The sequence below is a fragment of the Streptomyces sp. NPDC048277 genome (genome assembly GCF_040652235.1).
Lineage (GTDB): Bacteria > Actinomycetota > Actinomycetes > Streptomycetales > Streptomycetaceae > Streptomyces.
This window is the reverse complement of sequence record NZ_JBEZLQ010000018.1, coordinates 1-18,667: the sequence shown is the minus strand read 5'-3', so window position 1 is coordinate 18,667 and position 18,667 is coordinate 1. Positions and strand designations below refer to the sequence as shown.

Genomic DNA, 18,667 nt, shown 5'->3' with positions numbered 1-18,667 from the left:
CTGTTTGGTCGGGAGACTCGATGACATGACCGACACCACGAAGCCCGCAGACCCGCGCGACGGACTGCTCAAGGCCGTCGACCTGGCCGGTGCCGTCCTCGCCGCGCTGCGGCCCGAGGACTACGACGCCACCACCCCGTGCCCCGACTACTCGGTGCGCCAACTGTCCAATCACCTCGTCTCCGTGGTCCGCAGGGTTGCCGTGATCGGCGCCGGCGGGCAGTTCTTCTCCGTTCCGCACTTCGCCGAGGACGTCGCCGACGGCGACTGGGCCAAGGCCTGGACCGCCGGGGCCGAGGAACTCAAGGCCGTCTGGTCGGACCCCGCGATCCTGGGCCGGGAGATCGGCCTGCCCTGGGGCCCGGTCCCCGGCGCCGCCGCCGCGGTCATCTACACCAACGAGTTCGTCCTGCACACCTGGGACCTGGCCAAGGCGACCGGCCAGAGCCCCGAGTGGGACGACACCGTGCTGGCCGCCCCGCTGGCCGCCATGCAGCGCGCCGTCCCCCGCGAACCGCGCGGCGGCCAGGTGCCGTTCGGTCCCGTCGTCGACGTCCCGGAGGACGCCCTCGCCATCGACCGCCTGGTCGGCTGGTACGGCCGCAGGCCCTGAGCCCGCGACGCGTCAGCGTCCAGGAACCGCTTCGAGAGGCCGCCGGACTGCGTCGTCCGGCGGCCTCTCGTGTGAGGCCCGCCAAGTTCCTGCGGGTGCCCGGGGGATGTGGCGCCGGGAACCTGGCGGGCGGTCCGGGAGGTGCGGTCAGACGGTGCCTATGGCCTGCGGGAAGCAGAAGAAGCGGTACGGGTCGTACTTGGCCTTGATGCGGGTCAGCCGCGGGTAGTTCTCCGCGTAGTACGACACCTTCCAGTTCTTCAGCGACGGGTCCATCCAGTTCTGGTAGCTCTCGCCGTTGGACAGCGGGTCGATCGTCGCGAAGCCGTTGCTCACCCAGGAGTTGGCGACCGCCTTGGCCTCGTCGGTCACCTGGGCCGGGTCGTTGATGAAGACCCGGTAGTTGACCGAGAAGAGCGAGTCGCGGTGCACGTACGCGGTGTCGGTGCGCGCCAGGGAGTTGGCCTCGCCGCCGAAGAAGTGGAAGTCCAGGTAACGGGACTGGCCCGCCCTGCGGTTGGCGTCGAACGCGGTCATCACGTCCGCCCAGCCGCTCGCCGGGTACGGGCTGCTGCCCAGACGGGTCCGCTCCACGCCGTAGGACGGGCGGGACAGCGTGCCCTGCGGGGTCTTCCCGGAGCGCTGGCACTGCGCCTCGGTGAGGTTCGAGCAGCCGAAGATCATCATCATGAGCTGCTGGTACGTCATGACGCCGCTCTGCTGCTGCAGGGGAGCACCCGTCAGCGCGGTCAACCGGGCGGCCTCACCGGCCAGTTCGGTGGGCGTGCCGCGCGAGGCGAGGAACACGTTGGCCTGCGGGACCGAACCGGGCGCGGCGTCGGCCTGCACCACATAGGCGCCGCCGCCGATGGTGTGCGGGGCGTCCACCAGCCAGCGGGCCACTCCGTCGAGGACGTCGGCCATGCTGTCGTAGGGGAAGATCAGGTTGCTGAAGGCCATCTGGTCGCCGCTGTGCGGGGTGACCGTGAACCTGGTGACGATGCCGAAGTTGCCGCCACCGCCGCCGCGGATCGCCCAGAACAGGTCCGGGTACTGGGTGGCCGACGTGGTCACCGTGGAGCCGTCGGCCAGCACCAGCTCGGCGGAGGTGATCGCGTCGCAGGCCATGCCGGTCGGCCGGGTCAGGAAGCCGAAGCCGCCGCCCTGGAGGAAGCCGCCGGCGCACACCGTCGGGCAGCCGCCCTCGCTGACCACCAGGCCGTATGGTGCCAGCGCGTTGAGGATGTTGACGTTCTGCGCGCCCGGACCGATGTCCACGGACGAACTGCTGTTCACCGTGACGGCGTTGAGCCGGGACACGTCGATGATCAGACCGGGGGTCGTCGACCAGCCGCCGTAGTTGTGGCCGCCGCTGCGCACGGCCGTCCGCACGCCCTGGTCCTGGGCGAAGCGCACACAGGCCGCGACGTCCGCCGCGCTCTGGCAGTACGCGACCGCCTGCGGGTTCACGGCGTCGAACTGCGCGAGTTCCACCTGCCGGGCGATGGTGTAGTAGGAGTCGGTGGGCAGCACGAGCGTGCCCGAGAGCCGGTTCGCCAGCGAGCTCCACGGCGTCGAGGAGGCTGTCGACGAGGCTTCGGCGGCGACCGGGGCGGCGGGCAGGAGGGCGAGGCCGGCGGCGGTCGACCCGGCGCCGAGCAGAGTTCTGCGACTGATCACGCGGTGTCCCATGGTTGATGCGGGTGTGGTTGCTGTGTGGGGGAAAGGCTGGGGGAAATGGCCCGCGCGGGGCACGGAGAGTGGGAGTGGGTGGCACCGCACCCCGCGCGGACCGGTCGGTGCGGCGCGGTCAGGAGACCTTCTTGCCGCGCGCGGCGGACTTGACGACGCCCTTGAGCATCGAACGGCCCAGGTCGCGCATCTCCTTGGGCCCGTTGGTGCTCGCCCACCACATGAACTTGATCATCGTGGGGGTGGTGGCCCGGTAGAAGCGGTGGTCCTCGCCGTCCTTCCAGCCGAAGGGCGTGTTGACCGACTCGCAGTCGTTGATGGCCTGGAAGACGATGTCCGCCGCCTTGTCGCCGTCGATCTCGCCCGCCTCGTAACGCTCACAGGTCTCGTGGGTCACGTCGAGCAGGTGCTTGAAGGCGTGGCTGTCCGGCCACCACAGGCCCGGGTAGGGGGCGTTCTCCATCTCCCGGAAGTGCCGGTCGTCGCCGTCCAGCTGGTACTCCTGGCGGGCCTGGATCTGCCGCATGGTGGCCGGCGTGGTGAAGCAGGCCCAGACCCGGAACACCGCGTTCCAGAGCCGGAAGTGGGAGAACGCGATGTAGGAGCTGTTGACGATCATGTCGTTGTAGGTGAGCAGCCCCTGCTCCAGGCGCTCCACGTACTCGAAGCGCTTGGTGGAGAAGTCGTCGTCGCGCAGCGCCTCCAGGAGGCGGTAGCACAGCGCGTCCACCACCTCGAAGGTGTTGGACAGACCGCGCGAGTACAGCGGGTCGACGAAGCCGGCCGCGTGCGACATCAGGCACCAGCGGTCGCCGATCGTCTGCTTCGACGAGTACTGGATGCGGTCCGGCGTCGAGATCCACTCGCGCACCCGGCGCGCACCCTCGAACTGGCGCTTCACCGCCGGGTACTTGTCGAGGTAGTGGTTGAACTCCTCGTCCGGGGTCATGTCCTTGGGCTGCGGGTACAGCCGCTCGTCGAAGGTCAGACCCACGCTGCACATCGGGTTGCGGGAGTCCTCGTAGTTGTCGAACGGGATGATCCAGAACCAGCCGCGCTCGATCAGGTGGTGCAGGGTGCCGCCGTGGAACGGGGACTCGGCCGGGGGCCGCAGCGCCTCGGGGTAGTTGCACACGTCGTCGTACGGCTTGATGCCGACGTAGTGCGTGAACAGCGACCGCGCGTGGTGCTTGATCCGGGACGGCTTCTCGCGCAGGTCGAACTTCTGGGCGAGCGGCGAGCGGAAACCGCTGGCGTCGATGAGGTACTTGGCGCGGAACACCTCGCCGCTCTGGCCGGTGACCGTCACCCCCTCGTCGTCGAAGTCCAGGTCGGTGGCGCGCCAGTTCTGCCGCAGCGTGCAGCCGTACTTGGCGGCGACGTTGAAGTAGTAGGTGTCGGTGTCCTGGCGGAACATGTGGGTGGCTTCGGTCAGCATCTTCGGGATGACGAACATCGTCGCCTCGCGCGGGTCCGGCTCCCGGTTCGGGACGTGCCGGACGAAACCGAAGCTCTGCTTCCTGCCGTGGTGGGCGCCGATGTACTTGGTGACCGCCTTGACGTCGAGCAGGTGCTTGAGCTCGGGCACGTCGTAGCGCACGGCGAGGATGTGCAGCCACTCCACGAGCTGCGGGTTCTGGGACTCGCCGACCGCGAACCGCGGGTGCTGGCCGGCGTCGACGAGCACGACCTTCGCGCCCTGCCGGGCCAGGATCGCGCCGGTGATCGAGCCGCCGATCCCGGCACCCAGGATGATGACGTCGCACTCGGTCCACTGGTCGGCCGCGGGGGCCTTCTTCTCCGCCGGGGCCTTGGCGGGTATCTCTGTCTCGGCCTTGCCGGTCAACTCGGAACTCCTCTTCTGACGAGGCGTCGGCGCAGGTGGTCGACGCCGACCGGGTCTGCGGTCAGCTGTCGGTGGGGGCGTCCGCGGGGGCGCCGAACCAGCGCTGCAGGGCGGCGGTCAGGCCCTCGGCGGAGCCGTCGGGGGAGACCCAGGCGATATAGCCGTCGGGGCGGACGAGCAGGTCGGCGGCCGGGGCCTCGGGGTCGGGCCGGGAGGCGGTGACGACGTCCACGCGGCCGGCCCAGCCGGCGGCGGCCGCGGTGAGGGCGTCGCCGCCGCGCAGGTTCAGCAGCAGCGCGCGGCCCCGGGTGAGCAGTTCGTACGTGGTCGTCTTCTCGTCGCCGACGATCAGGTCCTGGTCGGGCAGCCGGTGGCCGAGCAGCGGGTGGCCGCCCTCGCCCATGTCGTAGGTGATGTCCAGGCCGGTGACCAGGCCGACCAGGTGGCGGCGGACCGCCTCGATGCCGACCAGTTCGCCGAAGAGCTCGCGCAGCGGCTGCATCTCGGGGCCGCCGAGGTACAGGGAGCGCTGCACCAGGGTGTTGGCGACGATCCGGCCGCCGACCGGGTGGCGCTCGCTGTGGTAGGTGTCCAGCAGGCCCTCGGGAGCGTGGCCGTCCAGTGCGGCGGCCAGCTTCCAGCCGAGGTTCACCACGTCGCCGACGCCCGCGCTGATGCCCTGGGCGCCGATGGGCAGGTGGATGTGGGCGGCGTCGCCGGCCAGGAAGACCCGGCCCGCGCGGTAGGCGGCGGCCTGGCGGCTGGCGTCGGTGAAGTAGCTGGTCCACAGCGGCCGGTAGCCGTGGATGTCCTCGCCGGTGACACGCTGGAAGGCGTCGGCGACCTCGGGGAAGCTGGGCGCCTCCTGGGTCGGGCGGACGCCCGCGCCGCGCTCGAAGACGACGACACGGGTGGCGTGCGGGCCCAGCGGGAGGACCACGACCATGCCGGAACCGCCGACCTCGCCGGTCGGGCGGATGCGCAGCTCGTTGGTGGCGACGTCGGCCATCAGCATCTCGATGGTGGCGCTGTTGCCGGGGAAGTCGATGCCGGCCAGCCGGCGCACGGTCGAGCGGGCGCCGTCGCAGCCCACCAGGTAGGCGGCGCGCAGCCGTTCCACGCCGTCGGCGGTGGCCACCTCCACCTCGACACCGGTGTCGTCCTGGGCCGTGCCGATGACCTCGTGACCGCGGCGGATGTCGGCGCCGAGGCCGGTCGCCCAGACATTCAGAATGGCCTCGGTACGGGACTGCGGAACACCGCGGACGCCGAAATTGCCGCCCTCGACGATGCGATAGTCGATGGGCAGTCCACCGAAATGACCGAAGGGTATCGTCTCGAGTTCGCCGAATTGTTCGAGAAGCCCGCGCTGTCCGAACTCCTCGATGGTACGGGCCGAGAACCCGAGCGCCCGGGACTGCTGCATGGGCTCGGTCAGGCGGTCGAGCACGATCACCGAGCGCCCTGCCAGGCGGAGTTCACCGGCGAGCATGAGTCCGGCCGGGCCGGCTCCGGCGACAATTACGTCGGCATGAAAATCGTCCATGTTTCCTCTCCCAACTGGACTTTTCTCCAGTATTCCGGGGGAGCCCGAGAAGCTGAACGGATGCAAGTACAGGTCTCTGACAAATTTCGTCAGAGGATTTCCAGCTGTGTCAGGTGCCGGGAAACGCGCGAGGGTGCCGGCGGGAAATCTCCGGCACCCTCGGTCGGCCTCGCTGTGGGTCAGAGCAGGCCCAGCGCCCGGTCGACCCGGACCTCGATCACCACCAGGCCCGGCGGCTCCGGCGGCGGCGACCAGTAGCGCTTGGCGTACTGGCGCACCCCCTCCTGGATCCGTAACGGGTCCTCGCTGACGGTGCCGGTGCCCTCCAGGGTGAGCCAGTGGCCGCCCACCGTCTGGCAGAGGGAGACCCGGCTGCCCGGCGCGGCCAGCAGGTTCCTGGCCTTGCGCCGTGTCACCGCGGTCATGACCCGGGCCAGGCCCGCCTCGGCGTCCCAGGTGAACCGCACGGGGGTCACATGGGGCGAACCGTCGGGGCGGATCGTGGTGAAGGTGCACAGGTGGTTCTCGGCGAGGAAGGCCTCGGCCGCGGGCGACAACCGCAGTGACGTCGGCATACCGGCTCCGTTCTCAGGCCTTGGCGGGGGCGGCGGCCGGCTGGTCCGACGCCGGGTGCGAGGCCTTGGTGAGCGGCATCAGGATCAGGGTCAGCAGCAGACCGGCGGCGGCGAAGCAGGCGCCCGAGATGAACGCGTCGTGGAAGACCTCGGTGCGGGCGTGGTCCACCCGGGCCGGGTCACCGTGCGCCCAGGCGGTCAGCTCCGCCACCCGGCGGAAGGCGTAGGTGGCGGCCACGGCCAGGCCGAGGGCGCCGCCGACCTCCTGCGCGGTGTTGATGAGACCGGCGGACAGACCCGACTCGTCCTCCTGGGTGCCGCTGAACGCGGAGACCTGCACCGGCACGAACGACAGGCCGAGGCCCAGTCCGGAGAGCAGGAACGCGGGCAGCAGGTCGACCAGGTAGGAGGCGTCGGACGGGGCCCGCCAGAGCAGGAACATGCCCACGCTGGTCAGCGTCAGACCGGTCATCAGCACCGGCTTGGCGGCGACCTTCGTCACCAGCTGGGAGGCGACACCGGCGCCGACCGCGACGATCACCGCGAGCGGCACGTACGCCAGACCGGTCTTCAGGGCCGACCAGCCGAGGACCTGCTGCATGAAGAGGCTGGCGAAGAAGAACAGGGTGACGCAGGTGCCGAGCAGCAGGACGGCGACGACGTTGGCGGCCGTCAGCGACCGGCGCTTGAAGACGCTGAACGGGATCAGCGGGGCCTCGGTGCGCTGCTCGATCACCACGAAGGCGAGCAGCAGCAGGGCGGAGAGGGCGAAGCCGCCGTAGACGCGGGCGGTCGGGACGTGGGAGTCGGAGACGGTCTGGCCGAGGCTGAAGATGAGCAGCACCAGACCGGCGGTCAGGGTGACGGCACCGGCGACGTCGAAGGAACGGCGGGGCCCCTCGGCACGGCTCTCGCCGACGACCCGGGGAGCGATCACCGCGCACAGCAGACCGATCGGCACGTTGATGAAGAAGATCCAGCGCCAGCCCGGCCCGTCGGTGAGCAGACCGCCGAGGGTGACACCGGCGACGGCGGCGATACCGCTGAGCGCGCCCCAGGCTCCGAGCGCCTTGTTGCGCTCGGCGCCCTCCTTGAAGTTGTTGGCGAGCAGGGACAGCGCGGCGGTCGCGATGAACGCGGCACCGAGACCCTGGGCGCCGCGCGCCACGATCAGCATGGGCGCGTTCTGCCCGAACCCGGCGAGCAGCGAGGCGCCGGAGAAGAGCAGCAGGCCGGTCTGCAGCATCCGGCGGCGGCCGAACGCGTCGGCGAGCCGGCCGGTCAGCAGCAGGAAGCCGCCGAGCAGCATGCCGTACGTGGTGACGATGTACTGCAGGGAGGTCTGCGAGATGTGCAGTTCCTTCTCGATCGTCGGCAACGCGACGTTGACGATCGACACGTCGAGGAAGGTCATGAAGCCGGCCAGGCAGAGGAACGCCAGGATGAGTCCGGGGCGCTGGGGCGGGGCCGATTCCGAGTTGGTGGGGGGACGGCGCAACGACTCTTGGGTCGACATGTCGCTCCTAGTGGATGTGACGGAGGGGTGTTCGGCAGGGACGGGGAGAACGGGAAGGACGTCAAGGCATCGCGCGAGGCGGGGAGTTGGGTCACTCACCCGTCTTCCGGGAAGCTAGCATCCTGGGTAAAGTAGGTACCTAGAGGAAAGTGACTTCCTGGGAGGGTCCGAATGGGCAGCAAGGCCGCCGACGTGCAGGGCGCACGGGTCGATTCCGAGCTGGCGTGCCCGGTCTCGCCGGTGCTCGACATCGTCTTCAGCCGCTGGACGACGCCGATCCTGTGGACGCTGAACGAGTACGGCCGGCAGCGCTTCGTCGAGCTGCAGCGCAACATCGCCACGATCACGCCGAAGGTGCTCACCCAGCGGCTGCGGCAGATGGAGCGCGACGGCCTGGTGGTGCGCACGTACTACCCCGAGGTGCCGCCCCGGGTGGAGTACGAGATCAGCGAGCTCGGCCGCAGCCTGGCGCCGATCTTCGCCCACCTCGCCGACTGGTCCGCGGAGAACCTCCGGAAGGTCGAGCGGGCCAGGCGGGAGTTCGACGCGGCGGACGAGCCGGTCGCGGTGTCGCTGCGCTGACGTGCTCTCGGTGAAAGCCATGGAGCCCCCTGGGCTTCGGCCGTGCCCCGAAGGGGCGCGGGGAACTGCGCGACCAGCCACGACGGCGCCGCAGCCGAACGACGGCTAGGCGCCGTGCAGCGCGCGCATCGAACCCCGGTAGAAGACCAGCGGGTCGGTCTCCTCGGCGTGCGTGCCGAGGCCGGTGACCTCGCCGAGCAGGATGGCGTGGTCGCCGCCGTCGTACTCGGCGGAGAGCCGGCACTCCAGGTAGGCCAGCGCCTCGCTGAGTACCGGCAGCCCGCCCGGGGACCGGTGGTGCGGCACCTCGGTCAGACGCGCCGACTCGCGGCCCGCGAACTTCCAGGCGAGTCGCTCCTGACTGTGCGTCAGGAAATTGACCACGAAGCCCCCGGACTCGTGGAGGACGGACCGCAGGCGGGACTGCCGGTGCAGGCAGAACAGCACCAGCGGCGGCTCCAGCGAGACGGAGGTGAAGGAGTTCACCGTGGTGGCGGCGCCGTTCTTCTCGTCGCCGGTGGTGATGACGGTGACGCCGGTGGCGAAGTTTCCGCACACCGTGCGCAGCGCACGGCCGTCGACCGGCGGCTGCGGCAGATGTCGGTTGTCCGTGTAGCGGGCCGATGGCTGGACGGGTGTCACATGAGCCCCCTCGTCAGGTGTGCGGAGCCGTGGCGTCCGCGACAGGTGTACGAGCCTTCCGGGTGCCGCCGGCCGTGAGGTGCTCGCGCGGGGACAGCAGCGGGGCCGCCATCGCCGTGGTCACGAGGGCCATGATCACCAGCATGGTGAACATCCGGCCGTCGAGGACTCCGAGGCTCACGGCGGCGTTGAGGATGATGAGTTCGGTCAGACCGCGGGTGTTCATCAGCACGCCCAGGTCCTTGGCCTCGCGCCAGGACAGCCCCGAGAGCCGGGCCGGGACGATGGCGCCGATCAGCTTGCCCGCGCAGGCCACGGCGATGACCAGGACCAGGGCCAGGCAGTCGGTGGCGGTCAGCGCGCCGAGATCGACCCCGAGACCGGTGACGATGAAGAACACCGGAAGCAGCACGAGGCTGGCGTTGTCCAGCGGCCGGCGCAGGTTCGCGGCGAGCACCCGGCGGGGCTCGCGCGGCATGACGAAGCCGAACAGGAACGCGCCGAAGATCTGGTGGATGCCGATCCACGAGGTCAGCCACGACGAGGCGAACACCCCCGCGCACAACACGGCCAGCAGCAGGTTCCAGCGCTCCATGGCCGCCCACCGCCACACCAGCCGGGCCACCAGCGGCCGTACCACCAGGAACATCAGCGCGACGTAGACCGCGCTGTACGCCCCGATGCGGGCCAGCCCCGCCAGGTCGCCGTCCGAGGTGACCAGGGCCGACACATACGCGAGCAGGCACCAGGCCAGCACGTCGTCGATGGCGGCACTGCCCAGCGACAGCGTGCCCAGCCGGGTCTCCGTCAGCCCGTTCTCGGTCAGGATCCGGGCCAGTACCGGGAACGCCGTGATCGACATGGCGGTGCCCAGGAAGGTGGCGAAGGCGAGGAAGGAGATGTGGTGCCCGGCCACGGTGTCGTGGCTCGGGTACAGCACGACCGCCGTGGCGACGCCCAGCCCGAAGGCGAGCGCGATGGACGACAGCGAGACACTCGCCGCCAGCCGCGCGTACGGCCGGATCAGCTGCCGCTCGAACTCCCAGCCCACCACGAACATGAACAGCACCAGGCCCACCTGGGAGACCGCCGACAGGAACGGCCGTACGTCGGTGGGGAACAGACGCTCCGTCAGATGTCCGGGGAGGAGACCGAGGACACTGGGCCCGAGCAGGATGCCGGCCAGGATCTCGCCGGTCACCTTGGGCTGGCCCAGCCTGCGGGCGAGCGCGCCGAGCAGGGCGCCCACCAGCAGGATCACGCCGATGTCGAGCAGCATGGTCGCGATCTGCCGGTCCTGTACCCCGGCCGCCAGGACGGTCGGCCCGGTCACCGGGTGGCCCTGGGTTGTGGCGGGGTGCCGGTCGACCAGACCGCCCGGAACGACAGCTCGGTCAGCCGCCAGCCCCGCTCGGTGCGCCGGGCCGCGCCGCGGGCGAGGGTGCCGGCGACGAACAGCGGATCGCCGGAGGCGTCCGGGTGGTGTACGTGGGTGGAGACCAGGTTGGCGCGCAGCACCGCCCGGTCCCCGTCCACCAGGTCCACCACGGCGGGGGAGTTGAGATGCTGGGTGCGGGCGAAGGCGTCGAGGGCCTGCCGATGCCAGTCGGCGAGCCCCTCGATGCCCTCGTGCCGGCTCATCGGGAACTCGACGCGGGCATCGGCGCTGAACAGCGCGTCCGCCCAGGCGTCGTCCAGTTTGTCGTCGTCAAGGCCCATCAGATATCGGTCCAGCAGGACGCTGATTTCGGCTGCTGCCGCGTCTGAATTCATTACCTGAGCATCGCGCGCGGGCCAATTGCGCCCAAGTGCAGTTGTCGAAGACCTGACGCAGTTGCCGAAGACCTGACGCGGGCGGGGAAGACCTGACAATCCGCGCGCAGTCCTGAACACCGCGGACTTCAGCGGGGCTTGCGACCTTGTCATGCTGGCTCAGGAGGCACCGGCCGGTGAATTCCCGCCCTGTGTCTCATCCCTGAGCTTCATCCGTGTCCTTCACTCGTGTCTTACCTCTACCGGAAGAGAAGAGAGAATGCCGAAGATCGCAGCCGACGGTAAGAACCTGACCGTGCTCAACCTGTTCTCCACCGATTCCGCCGAGAAGCAGGACAGCCTGCTCGCCGCGATGCGCGAGATCGTCGACGCCGCGGCCTACGAGGGCTGGATGTCCAGCACCGTGCACAGCGGCCAGACCAAGTTCGGCACCGCCAACTTCATCCAGTGGCGCTCCACCGAGGACCTCGAGACCCGCTACGCCGGCGAGGAGTTCAAGCACCGCACCCTGCCGCTGTTCGGTGAGATCACCACGGCGATACGGCTGCTGCAGAACGAGGTGGTCTTCACCCAGCAGAAGTCGGGCGTCGAGGAGACCGAGATCGGCCCCTCCCGCGACGACTACACGGCCATCGACCTGTACGGCGTCATGGAGCCGACCCAGGACGCCCTGGTCGACGCGCTCGGTGCGGGCCAGAAGTGGCTCCAGGACGTGCCGGGCTACCGCAGCCACATCGTGCTGCGCGGCCTGCGCGGGCGCGGCATCGAGGGCAAGTGGGTCGTCGTCTACTCGCAGTGGGACAGCAAGGAGGCCTACGACGCCTTCCGTGACCAGCCGGCCGGGGAGCGGTCGGCCGACCGTCAGAAGACCGACGCCCAGGTGGACGCGTTCGCCGTCTGGCGGGACTCCAACACCTACCGCGTGGTGCACACCCGGGCGGCGGGCGAGTGACCTTCCGGGCCGCGGACCGGGGGTGTCCCGCACCACCGGGGAGCGGCCCGGCGTGGAGAGGAAATGCGCGTACTTGTGATCGATCCGGATGACGGGACCGCCGAGCCGCTGGTCTGCCGCCTGGTGCGCAACGGCCACCAGGTCCGGCGGGCCCGCACCGGGCGGGCGGCGCTCGAACAGTGGGAGCAGGCCGAAGTCGTCCTGCTCGACCTGGAGTTGCCGGATCTCGACGGTCTGCAGGTGTGCGCCGAGATCCGGGCCCGGGGCGGTACGCCACTGATCACCTTCACCAGCCGGGACACCGAGATGGACCGGGTGCTCAGCCTGCGGTCCGGCGCGGACGACTGCCTGGTGAAGCCGTACGGGTTCCGGGAGCTGATCGCCCGGATGAACGCGGTGGCGCGCCGCGTCACCCCCGGCGGGGACGCGGCCGGCGTGACCTGCGGGGCGCTGCGGGTGGACCCCGGAGCCCGTGAGGCGTGGGTCGGCGGCCGCCAACTGGAGCTGACCCGCAAGGAGTTCGACATCCTGCTGCTCCTGGCCTCGGCACCGGAGACGGTGGTCTCCCGCCGGGACCTGATCGCCAGGGTGTGGGCGGACGAGTGGGCCATCTCCACCCGCACGGTCGACACACATGTCAGCGCCCTGCGCGCCAAGCTGGGCGACGGCTGGATCGTCACGGTCCGCGGCGTCGGCTACCGCCTGGAAGACGCGGCCCCACCACCGGCCCGTGCGGGGGTCGGCGGCCGGGACAGCACCTGAGATACGTCTCGGGGTGGTGCGAGGCCGAGGAGCTCGTGGTCCTCGCGGGGCGTCGTACCGCTGGGCGTGCGGGAAACCGTGGGCCGTGCGGCACCTGAGGCACGTCTCGGGCGGCGGCGGGCCCCGAGGCTCGTGGTGTTCGCGGGTGTTGCACCGCCGGTCCGTGCGGGGGGCGGTGGTCGGGGCGGTGTCTGAGGGGCGTCTCGGCGCGATGGTGGGCCGAGGCGTGCACGGGGCGGGGCGGAGTGTTCGTGTGGCGGGTCTCGGCGGTGGTGTGACGGGCCGCTGCCGGGTGGGTGGCCGGTGGGTGAATCGGGCCGCCGGCCGTGGGTGTTCGGCTTTGTGCGAAGCCGTGCACCTGGCCGAAGCCGCCCCTGCCCCGGGCGTGCCGGGAGCAGACCTGGGTGCCGGTTTCGAGAGCCGTGCGAAACCGACACCCCTGGATCAGGCGGAGCTGTCCTCCCCCTCCGGGGCAGCTCCGCTCTTTCCGTCCCGCCTTGCCTCCTTGCCCTCCGCGAAGACCCCGGCCTCCGGCAGGGCGTCGGCCTCCGAGATGCCCCCGCTCTCCTCCTCGACCGGCGTCACCTGTCCCTCCAGGACCGCGTCACGGGAGGCCAGCAGCCGTTCGGCGCGGTCCGGGGCGAGGTCGAGCGTGGGCAGTATCTGCGGCATCGCGATACTGGGGAGCAGGTGGCGGAACATGACGATCGCCCGGCGCGTCAGGTCCTTGCGCTCGCACAGGACCTGGGACGTCCACTGGATGCCGGTGAAGGAACCCGCGAGCAGCTCCGCCGTCTCCGCCGGATCGACGTGCGGCAGCAACTCCCCCCGGTCGCGCGCCTCTATCAGGACCTCGGTCAGCCGGTCCGCCCAGGACTGGAACGGCGTGCCGTGGAAGGGGTTGTCGCTCTCCACGCCCTCGTTCCACTGGTCCATCGCCAGACCCACACTGGCCCGGGTCAACGGGTCGTTCTGCAGCAGGTAGGCGAACAGCAGCCCCTGGTCCGAGAGTTCCTGCAGCCTCGTCCGCTGCGCGGGCAACGGCCCGAGGTCGAGCTGCGCCGCTATCACCCCGTGGGCGAGCTCCTCCTTGGAGGAGAAGTGGAAGTACAGGGCCCCCTTCGTGACGCCGGCTCTCGCGATGATCTCCGTGATGGTCGCCGTGGTGTAGCCGCGTTCGTCGAACACCGCGGCGGCAGCCAGCAGGATCGACTCGCGGGTCTGAATTGCTCGTGCTTGTCGTGCCATGGCCTCGGTGCCTGTTTCTATGTCAGAGCTTGGTCAGGTCGCCCCACAAAGAGAACCGGACTGCCAGTCTTTTGTCGAGGGGGGCAACCAACCCCGTACTCATCGACTCTGGGGGCAGACCATGTCTGACTGTGACATATCTGTAATCGACCGGTTAGTCGCTACTCATGGTGGTTCGGAACCGGCTCCCAGCCGACCCGACTCCCCTGCCGGGACGGCCGCGGCGACCCTGACGGCACCCGCATCAGTACAGCTCAACACGGTGACACCGGTGTCCGCCGCGGCCTCCGCGGCGACCGTGGAACAGCGCGACGGACAGGGCTGCCAGGACAGGGGACAGAGTCACCGGATCAACGGGCAGAGCGGTCCGGTCAGTGGGCACAACGTTATGTCCGGCACCCTCGACATCGCTCTCCCGCCCGGTTTCCAGACCGACTCGCCGGTTCTGATCCCGGACCGCGACGCCCCCGTCCACCGCCCCGGCCCCACCGTTCCGCTGCGCCCGGCCGTTCCGCTGCACCCCGCCGACGGGATGGCCACGCCCGAGCTGTGCCACCGGCCGTACGCCGAGGACCTCTTCCCGGTGGAGTGGCTGCGGCTCTCCGAACACCGCTTCCTCGTCTCGGTGGAGTGGCCCGCCGCGCACCGCTTCTTCGCCCCGCTGCCCGACGGCCGCCAGGACCCGATGCTGGTGGCCGAGACCACCCGGCAGGCGACGATGATGCTCGCGCACGCCGCGTTCGGGGTCCCGGTCGGCGACCAGTTCGTGATGCGGGAGATCGGGTACACGCTCGAGACCCCGGACTTCACCGTCGCGAGCGCGTCGGGCCCGATCGAGGTCGTGGTCGACTGCTCGGACGTCCAGCTGCGCGCCGGACGCCTCGTGGGCATGCGGGTCGACCTGCGCTTCCAGCGCCTGGGCCGGCTGCTCGCCACCAGCATCGGCGTCCTCACGGTCACCTCGGCCCGTGTCTACGGCAGGCTGCGGGGCGAGCGGATGTCCGTCGTCGGGCGTCCGGTGCCGCTGCTGCCCGCCGTCCCGCCGCACGAGACCGGCCGTGCCGACCGCAGGGACGTGGTCCTCGCCCTCTCCAAGCACCGCCCCGGCTGGCGGCTGCGCCTGGACACCACGCACCCCACCCTCTTCGCCCGGGCCAACGACCACGTCCCCGGGATGGTGCTCCTGGAAGCCGCCCGGCAGGCGGCCGCCGTGCTCACGCCCGGGCATGTGTTCCACCCGGCGTCGCTGCGGGTCTCCTTCCAGAAGTACTGCGAACTGGCCGAGCCCTGCTGGATCCTGGCCCGGCACGACACCTGCCCCGACCAGGGAGCCGTACTGCGGGTGGAGGGACTGCAGGGGGAGGAGCCCGTGTTCGCCGCGACGCTGGGCGGCACGGTGCGGGGGAGCAGGTGAGCCGGCTCGTCCTGGTGACGGGGTCGAGCGGATTCGTCGGCGGCCATGCGGTGGCCGCGGCCCACGTCGCGGGGGACGTCCGGCTGCGGCTGCTGGTCCGGAAGCCGCCACCGGAAACCGGGACCCAGGTCGGATCCGTACGAGGGAACCGGACCGGCTCGGTACCGGGGGATCGGACCGGCTCCGGAGCAGGGGACCGGACCGGCTCCGTACGACGGGAGCGGCGGGAGCGGCGGGATCGGATCGACTACGTGCAGGGGGACCTCACCGACCCCGCCTCGCTGCGTGGCGTCTGCGACGGAGTGGACGCGGTCGTCCACTGCGCCTCCCAGGTCGGCGGCGATCCCCGGCTGCTGTGCGAGGTCAACGACCTGGGGACGCGCGCCCTGGTCGAGGAGGCCCGGCGGGCCGGGGTCGAGCGGTTCGTGTACCTGAGCACGGCGGCGGTGCTCGGACGCGGTCCGTTCCACGGGGTCCGGCCCGCGGCGGCGCCGGTCGCGCCGGTGTCGGACACCAGCCGTACCCGGGCGGCGGCCGAGCGGCACGTCCTCGCGGCGGGCGGCATCGTGCTGCGGCCCCATCTGGTGTACGGGGTCGGGGACCGCTGGGTGATCCCCGGTGTGCTGATGCTGCTGCGGGAGCTGGGGGCCGGGCCGCACGGCTGGGGCGGCCGCCAGTCGGTGGTCGACGCCGGGACACTGGGGCGCGCGCTGATGGCGGCCGCGCTCGCGCCGGCGGCGCCCGCCGCACGGGTCCGTTTCGTCAACCACCCGGAGCCCGTGCCGGGTTCGCTGCTGATGTCGGCGGTGGCCGACCTGTACGGCCTGCTTCCGGCGTCCGTGCCCGGCATCGGGGCCGAGGCCGCCCGGGCGCGGGTCCGGGACAACCCGACGGCCCGCCACCACCTGGAACTCCTGGCGGCGGACCACTGGTTCACCGACGACCGGCTCTGGACCGACCTGGGATGCGACCCCGGCGCCGGTTTCGCCCAGCGGCTGTCCCGGTACGCCGACTGGTACCGCAGCCGGCGGCCGGTCCCGGATCACAGCAGGCCCTTCGCCGCCCTCTCCGCGTCGGCCGCCTCCTCCGGGTCGTAGGGCAGGTAACGGGACGCGGTCACCGCGTAGTCCACCAGATCGGTGGTTCCGCCGGGGTTCAGCCCGTCGAGCACGTTCGACGCGGCGAGCCCCGGCAGGAAGCCCTGCCAGAACCCGGTGAAGCCCATCCGGGTCCGTTCTCCGGTGCCTCCCTTGATGAGCACCCCCATGCCGGTCGTGGCCGCGACGATGGCGCAGATCAGCGGCTGCGGCTGGATCTCCGGCCGGAGCGTGCCCCGTTCGTCCGCCCGGTCCAGCAGCCGCTGCAGGCAGGCGTGCCAGGCGTGGATGAACTGCTGCCGCCCGCCCCTGGGCCACTCCGTGTCCAGCCTGAGCCCGGACCGGGCCACCACGTCCCAGGACAGCAACTGGCCGAGCGTGTGCGATATGTCGACGAGGGCCTGCAGCGGCTCGCCGTTCTTCTCGTACGGGATCCGGGCGGCGCGCCACAGGATGCCGCGCGCTTCGTTCACGACCGTACGGGCCAGGTCCTCCTTGTTGGCGAAGTGGAAGTGCAGCGCCCCGGTGCTCATTCTGGCGTGCGCGCTGATGTCGGCCAGTCTGGCCGACGCGTAGCCCTCGCGGTCGAAGACCTCCGCCGCCGACTTCAGCATCAGTCGGCGGGTGCGGGTCGCCCTCTCCTGTTGGTGTCCCACCTGCCAGCATCCTTCCATCCCGCGATCCAGAGAACAGACTTGACAGTCTGTTTATAGCGGCTCCTGGCCTCCCTCGTGCCGGGAGGGTCGGCCCGGCCTGGAGCCCGCACTGTCGACACTCTGTCAATACTGCCCAGAAGGTCACGCTTTTCCACGTGTTGGCCAGAGTGAATGCCGGGTGGAAGCAGGGAATCGGACAGTCAAAAACACTTCGGAAGGTTTACCAACGCCCGGGGCGCCGCGCAATGCATATGTGCGAGGCCATGGAGGCGTACATCGGGGCGTTTGGGGCGAGTTGGTTGACGCCGAGAACAAACCGCGGCCCCCGTCAGTGGGTCACGGAAACGGAACCTGCGGTCGAAAGTCAGGAGCTTTCAAGATCCGCAAGGGAGGTGCCGGTTACGTTTCGATGTCGATCTTGCTTCTGATACCCACTCAATTGCCGCAAATGGGGCGAGAATTGTGACGGAGTGTGAGTTTACTGAGTCTTTTTTTGACAAACCGAGAGGTAGGTTTTTAAGCTCGAGACGTCAGGCGCTCGAGCGTGAACGACATGTTCAGGGGGAGAGCAAGTGAGCCAAGGCGCAACGAGCAGCACCCTGGAAGCAAGGAAGTCCCTCGCAGTACAGATCCGCAGGCCCTCGACCAGTTGGCGGGTTCTTGTCGTCGAGAACGACCAGGGCGACATGGAGACCCTGGCCGCCGGACTGCGGCGGCACGGTCACCAGGTCGAGGGAGTGGGCACCGGCAGCGCCGCTCTCCAGGCCTACCAGGTGTCCGACATCGTTCTCCTGGATCTCGAACTGCCCGACCTGGACGGACTGGAGGTGTGTCGTTCGATCCGGTCGCTCAGCGATGTGCCCCTCATCGCGGTCACCGGATGGGGTACGGAACTCGACCGTGTGCTCGGCCTCCAGGCCGGCGCGGACGACTATCTCGTCAAGCCGTACGGATTCCGGGAGTTGATGGCCCGGATGGATGCCGTCATGCGCCGGGCCCGGCCGCAGTCGGTCACCGCGCGGGTGGTCTCGTGCGGGCCGCTGCGCATCGACGCCGCGTCCCGCGAGGTCAGTCTCCACGGCGAGGCGGTGGAGGTGACCCGTAAGGAGTTCGACCTGCTCTATCTGCTCGCGGCCCATCCGGGGACGGTGATCACACGCAAGCGCATCATGCAGCAGGTGTGGGGTGGTTCCTGGTCCCGGCGAACCGTGGACACCCACGTCAGCAGCCTTCGCGGGAAGCTCGGAGGCAGCGACTGGATCGTCACCGTCCGCGGCGTGGGATTCCGCTTCGGAACGGTCTGACATTCACGCACACAGATCCTCGGACAGGGCGGGCTCCGGACGGCGGAGCCCGCCCTTTCGTATGCCGTCAGGCACCATATTCCCTGGTGCCCGTGTATTCGGCCGGCGGTCGACTGTTCGCCGTCCGAGGAGAGTTCCGCGCCGCTTCTGACAGTTCTCTGACACTGGCCTGGCAGTGCGCCAACAAAGTCGTAGCCCACCTGCAGATCTGGTCTGAAGGCTTAATGGTTGGCTGTTGAACGCACCGATGTGCCGCGCCGACGATGGACAGGTATTCGGGCGATTGTCCGGGAGCGGGATTCCCCCGGACGTGCTTGATCATCCCAGAATTCCTGCCGAATGAGGAGAGGGCCGTCGTGCGCAAGGTGCTCATCGCCAACCGTGGCGAAATCGCTGTCCGCGTGGCCCGGGCCTGCCGGGACGCCGGGATCGGGAGCGTGGCCGTCTAC

General features: G+C 70.1%; 18 protein-coding genes. 8 read left to right on the top strand and 10 right to left on the bottom strand.

The annotated features are described in order from the left end of the window. Positions 1 to 25: 25 nt before the first annotated feature. Positions 26 to 613: a TIGR03086 family metal-binding protein gene (locus tag AB0D85_RS33085; RefSeq protein WP_362328385.1), complete on the top strand. Its 588-nt coding sequence runs from the start codon at positions 26 to 28 to the stop codon at positions 611 to 613. 147 nt (positions 614 to 760) lie between these two features. On the opposite strand, the gene AB0D85_RS33080 is transcribed toward AB0D85_RS33085, so the two are convergent. From AB0D85_RS33080 to AB0D85_RS33060, 5 genes are all read right to left on the bottom strand, one after another. Beyond that, positions 761 to 2,293, bottom strand: a complete 1,533-nt coding sequence (locus tag AB0D85_RS33080; RefSeq protein ID WP_362328383.1) for an FAD-binding protein — start codon at positions 2,291 to 2,293, stop codon at positions 761 to 763. Between the two features lie 130 nt (positions 2,294 to 2,423). Then, positions 2,424 to 4,151, bottom strand: coding sequence for a tryptophan 7-halogenase (locus AB0D85_RS33075; protein WP_362328381.1), 1,728 nt, complete (start codon positions 4,149 to 4,151; stop codon positions 2,424 to 2,426). A 61-nt stretch (positions 4,152 to 4,212) separates the two neighbouring features. Next, entirely contained in the window at positions 4,213 to 5,697 is a 1,485-nt protein-coding gene (locus tag AB0D85_RS33070) for an FAD-dependent monooxygenase (RefSeq protein ID WP_362328379.1), read from the bottom strand. A 179-nt stretch (positions 5,698 to 5,876) separates the two neighbouring features. Then, positions 5,877 to 6,272 (bottom strand): TIGR03618 family F420-dependent PPOX class oxidoreductase, encoded by a 396-nt coding sequence (locus AB0D85_RS33065; RefSeq protein ID WP_362328377.1) that lies wholly within the window; start codon positions 6,270 to 6,272, stop codon positions 5,877 to 5,879. 13 nt (positions 6,273 to 6,285) lie between these two features. Further along, complete coding sequence (locus AB0D85_RS33060) at positions 6,286 to 7,788, bottom strand: MFS transporter (protein ID WP_362328375.1); 1,503 nt, start codon at positions 7,786 to 7,788, stop codon at positions 6,286 to 6,288. Between the two features lie 171 nt (positions 7,789 to 7,959). On the opposite strand from AB0D85_RS33060, the gene AB0D85_RS33055 reads away from it, so the two are divergent. After that, a complete protein-coding gene (locus AB0D85_RS33055; RefSeq protein WP_362328373.1) occupies positions 7,960 to 8,370 on the top strand; it encodes a helix-turn-helix domain-containing protein in 411 nt (136 codons plus the stop codon). Between the two features lie 105 nt (positions 8,371 to 8,475). On the opposite strand, the gene AB0D85_RS33050 is transcribed toward AB0D85_RS33055, so the two are convergent. From AB0D85_RS33050 to AB0D85_RS33040, 3 genes are read right to left on the bottom strand one after another with little or no spacing between them, the layout of a single operon-like run. Next, on the bottom strand, positions 8,476 to 9,012 hold the full coding sequence (locus AB0D85_RS33050; RefSeq protein WP_362328371.1) for a flavin reductase family protein: 537 nt from the start codon (positions 9,010 to 9,012) through the stop codon (positions 8,476 to 8,478). A 13-nt stretch (positions 9,013 to 9,025) separates the two neighbouring features. After that, a complete protein-coding gene (locus AB0D85_RS33045; RefSeq protein ID WP_362328369.1) occupies positions 9,026 to 10,345 on the bottom strand; it encodes a cation:proton antiporter in 1,320 nt (439 codons plus the stop codon). Beyond that, positions 10,342 to 10,785 (bottom strand): nuclear transport factor 2 family protein, encoded by a 444-nt coding sequence (locus tag AB0D85_RS33040; protein ID WP_362328367.1) that lies wholly within the window; start codon positions 10,783 to 10,785, stop codon positions 10,342 to 10,344. Before AB0D85_RS33040 ends, AB0D85_RS33045 begins: the two co-directional genes overlap by 4 nt. A gap of 259 nt (positions 10,786 to 11,044) precedes the next feature. Here AB0D85_RS33040 and AB0D85_RS33035 point away from each other — a divergent pair, with 259 nt between their 5' ends. Beyond that, positions 11,045 to 11,737, top strand: a complete 693-nt coding sequence (locus AB0D85_RS33035) for an antibiotic biosynthesis monooxygenase (protein ID WP_362328365.1) — start codon at positions 11,045 to 11,047, stop codon at positions 11,735 to 11,737. A gap of 63 nt (positions 11,738 to 11,800) precedes the next feature. After that, positions 11,801 to 12,499, top strand: a complete 699-nt coding sequence (locus AB0D85_RS33030; RefSeq protein WP_362328363.1) for a response regulator transcription factor — start codon at positions 11,801 to 11,803, stop codon at positions 12,497 to 12,499. Positions 12,500 to 12,943: 444 nt separating this feature from the next. Here the strand turns inward: AB0D85_RS33030 and AB0D85_RS33025 are convergent, their stop codons facing one another. Continuing rightward, a complete protein-coding gene (locus tag AB0D85_RS33025; protein ID WP_362328361.1) occupies positions 12,944 to 13,747 on the bottom strand; it encodes a ScbR family autoregulator-binding transcription factor in 804 nt (267 codons plus the stop codon). A 271-nt stretch (positions 13,748 to 14,018) separates the two neighbouring features. On the opposite strand from AB0D85_RS33025, the gene AB0D85_RS33020 reads away from it, so the two are divergent. Together AB0D85_RS33020 and AB0D85_RS33015 are read left to right on the top strand one after the other, a co-directional pair. Continuing rightward, positions 14,019 to 15,161 (top strand): ScbA/BarX family gamma-butyrolactone biosynthesis protein, encoded by a 1,143-nt coding sequence (locus tag AB0D85_RS33020; RefSeq protein WP_362328359.1) that lies wholly within the window; start codon positions 14,019 to 14,021, stop codon positions 15,159 to 15,161. Further along, the gene (locus AB0D85_RS33015; protein WP_362328357.1) at positions 15,158 to 16,258 is read left to right on the top strand and encodes an NAD-dependent epimerase/dehydratase family protein; all 1,101 of its coding nucleotides are present in this window, start codon (positions 15,158 to 15,160) and stop codon (positions 16,256 to 16,258) included. The genes AB0D85_RS33020 and AB0D85_RS33015 overlap by 4 nt, the downstream gene beginning before the upstream one ends. Here the strand turns inward: AB0D85_RS33015 and AB0D85_RS33010 are convergent. Continuing rightward, positions 16,204 to 16,914, bottom strand: coding sequence for a ScbR family autoregulator-binding transcription factor (locus AB0D85_RS33010; protein ID WP_362328355.1), 711 nt, complete (start codon positions 16,912 to 16,914; stop codon positions 16,204 to 16,206). The genes AB0D85_RS33015 and AB0D85_RS33010 overlap by 55 nt on opposite strands. A 686-nt stretch (positions 16,915 to 17,600) precedes the next feature. Between AB0D85_RS33010 and AB0D85_RS33005 the strand changes: the two genes are divergently transcribed. Both AB0D85_RS33005 and AB0D85_RS33000 read left to right on the top strand, forming a co-directional pair. Continuing rightward, the gene (locus tag AB0D85_RS33005; protein WP_362328780.1) at positions 17,601 to 18,218 is read left to right on the top strand and encodes a response regulator transcription factor; all 618 of its coding nucleotides are present in this window, start codon (positions 17,601 to 17,603) and stop codon (positions 18,216 to 18,218) included. A gap of 356 nt (positions 18,219 to 18,574) precedes the next feature. After that, positions 18,575 to 18,667: biotin carboxylase N-terminal domain-containing protein (locus AB0D85_RS33000; protein WP_351219746.1), on the top strand; the 93-nt coding region annotated here is incomplete at its 3' end.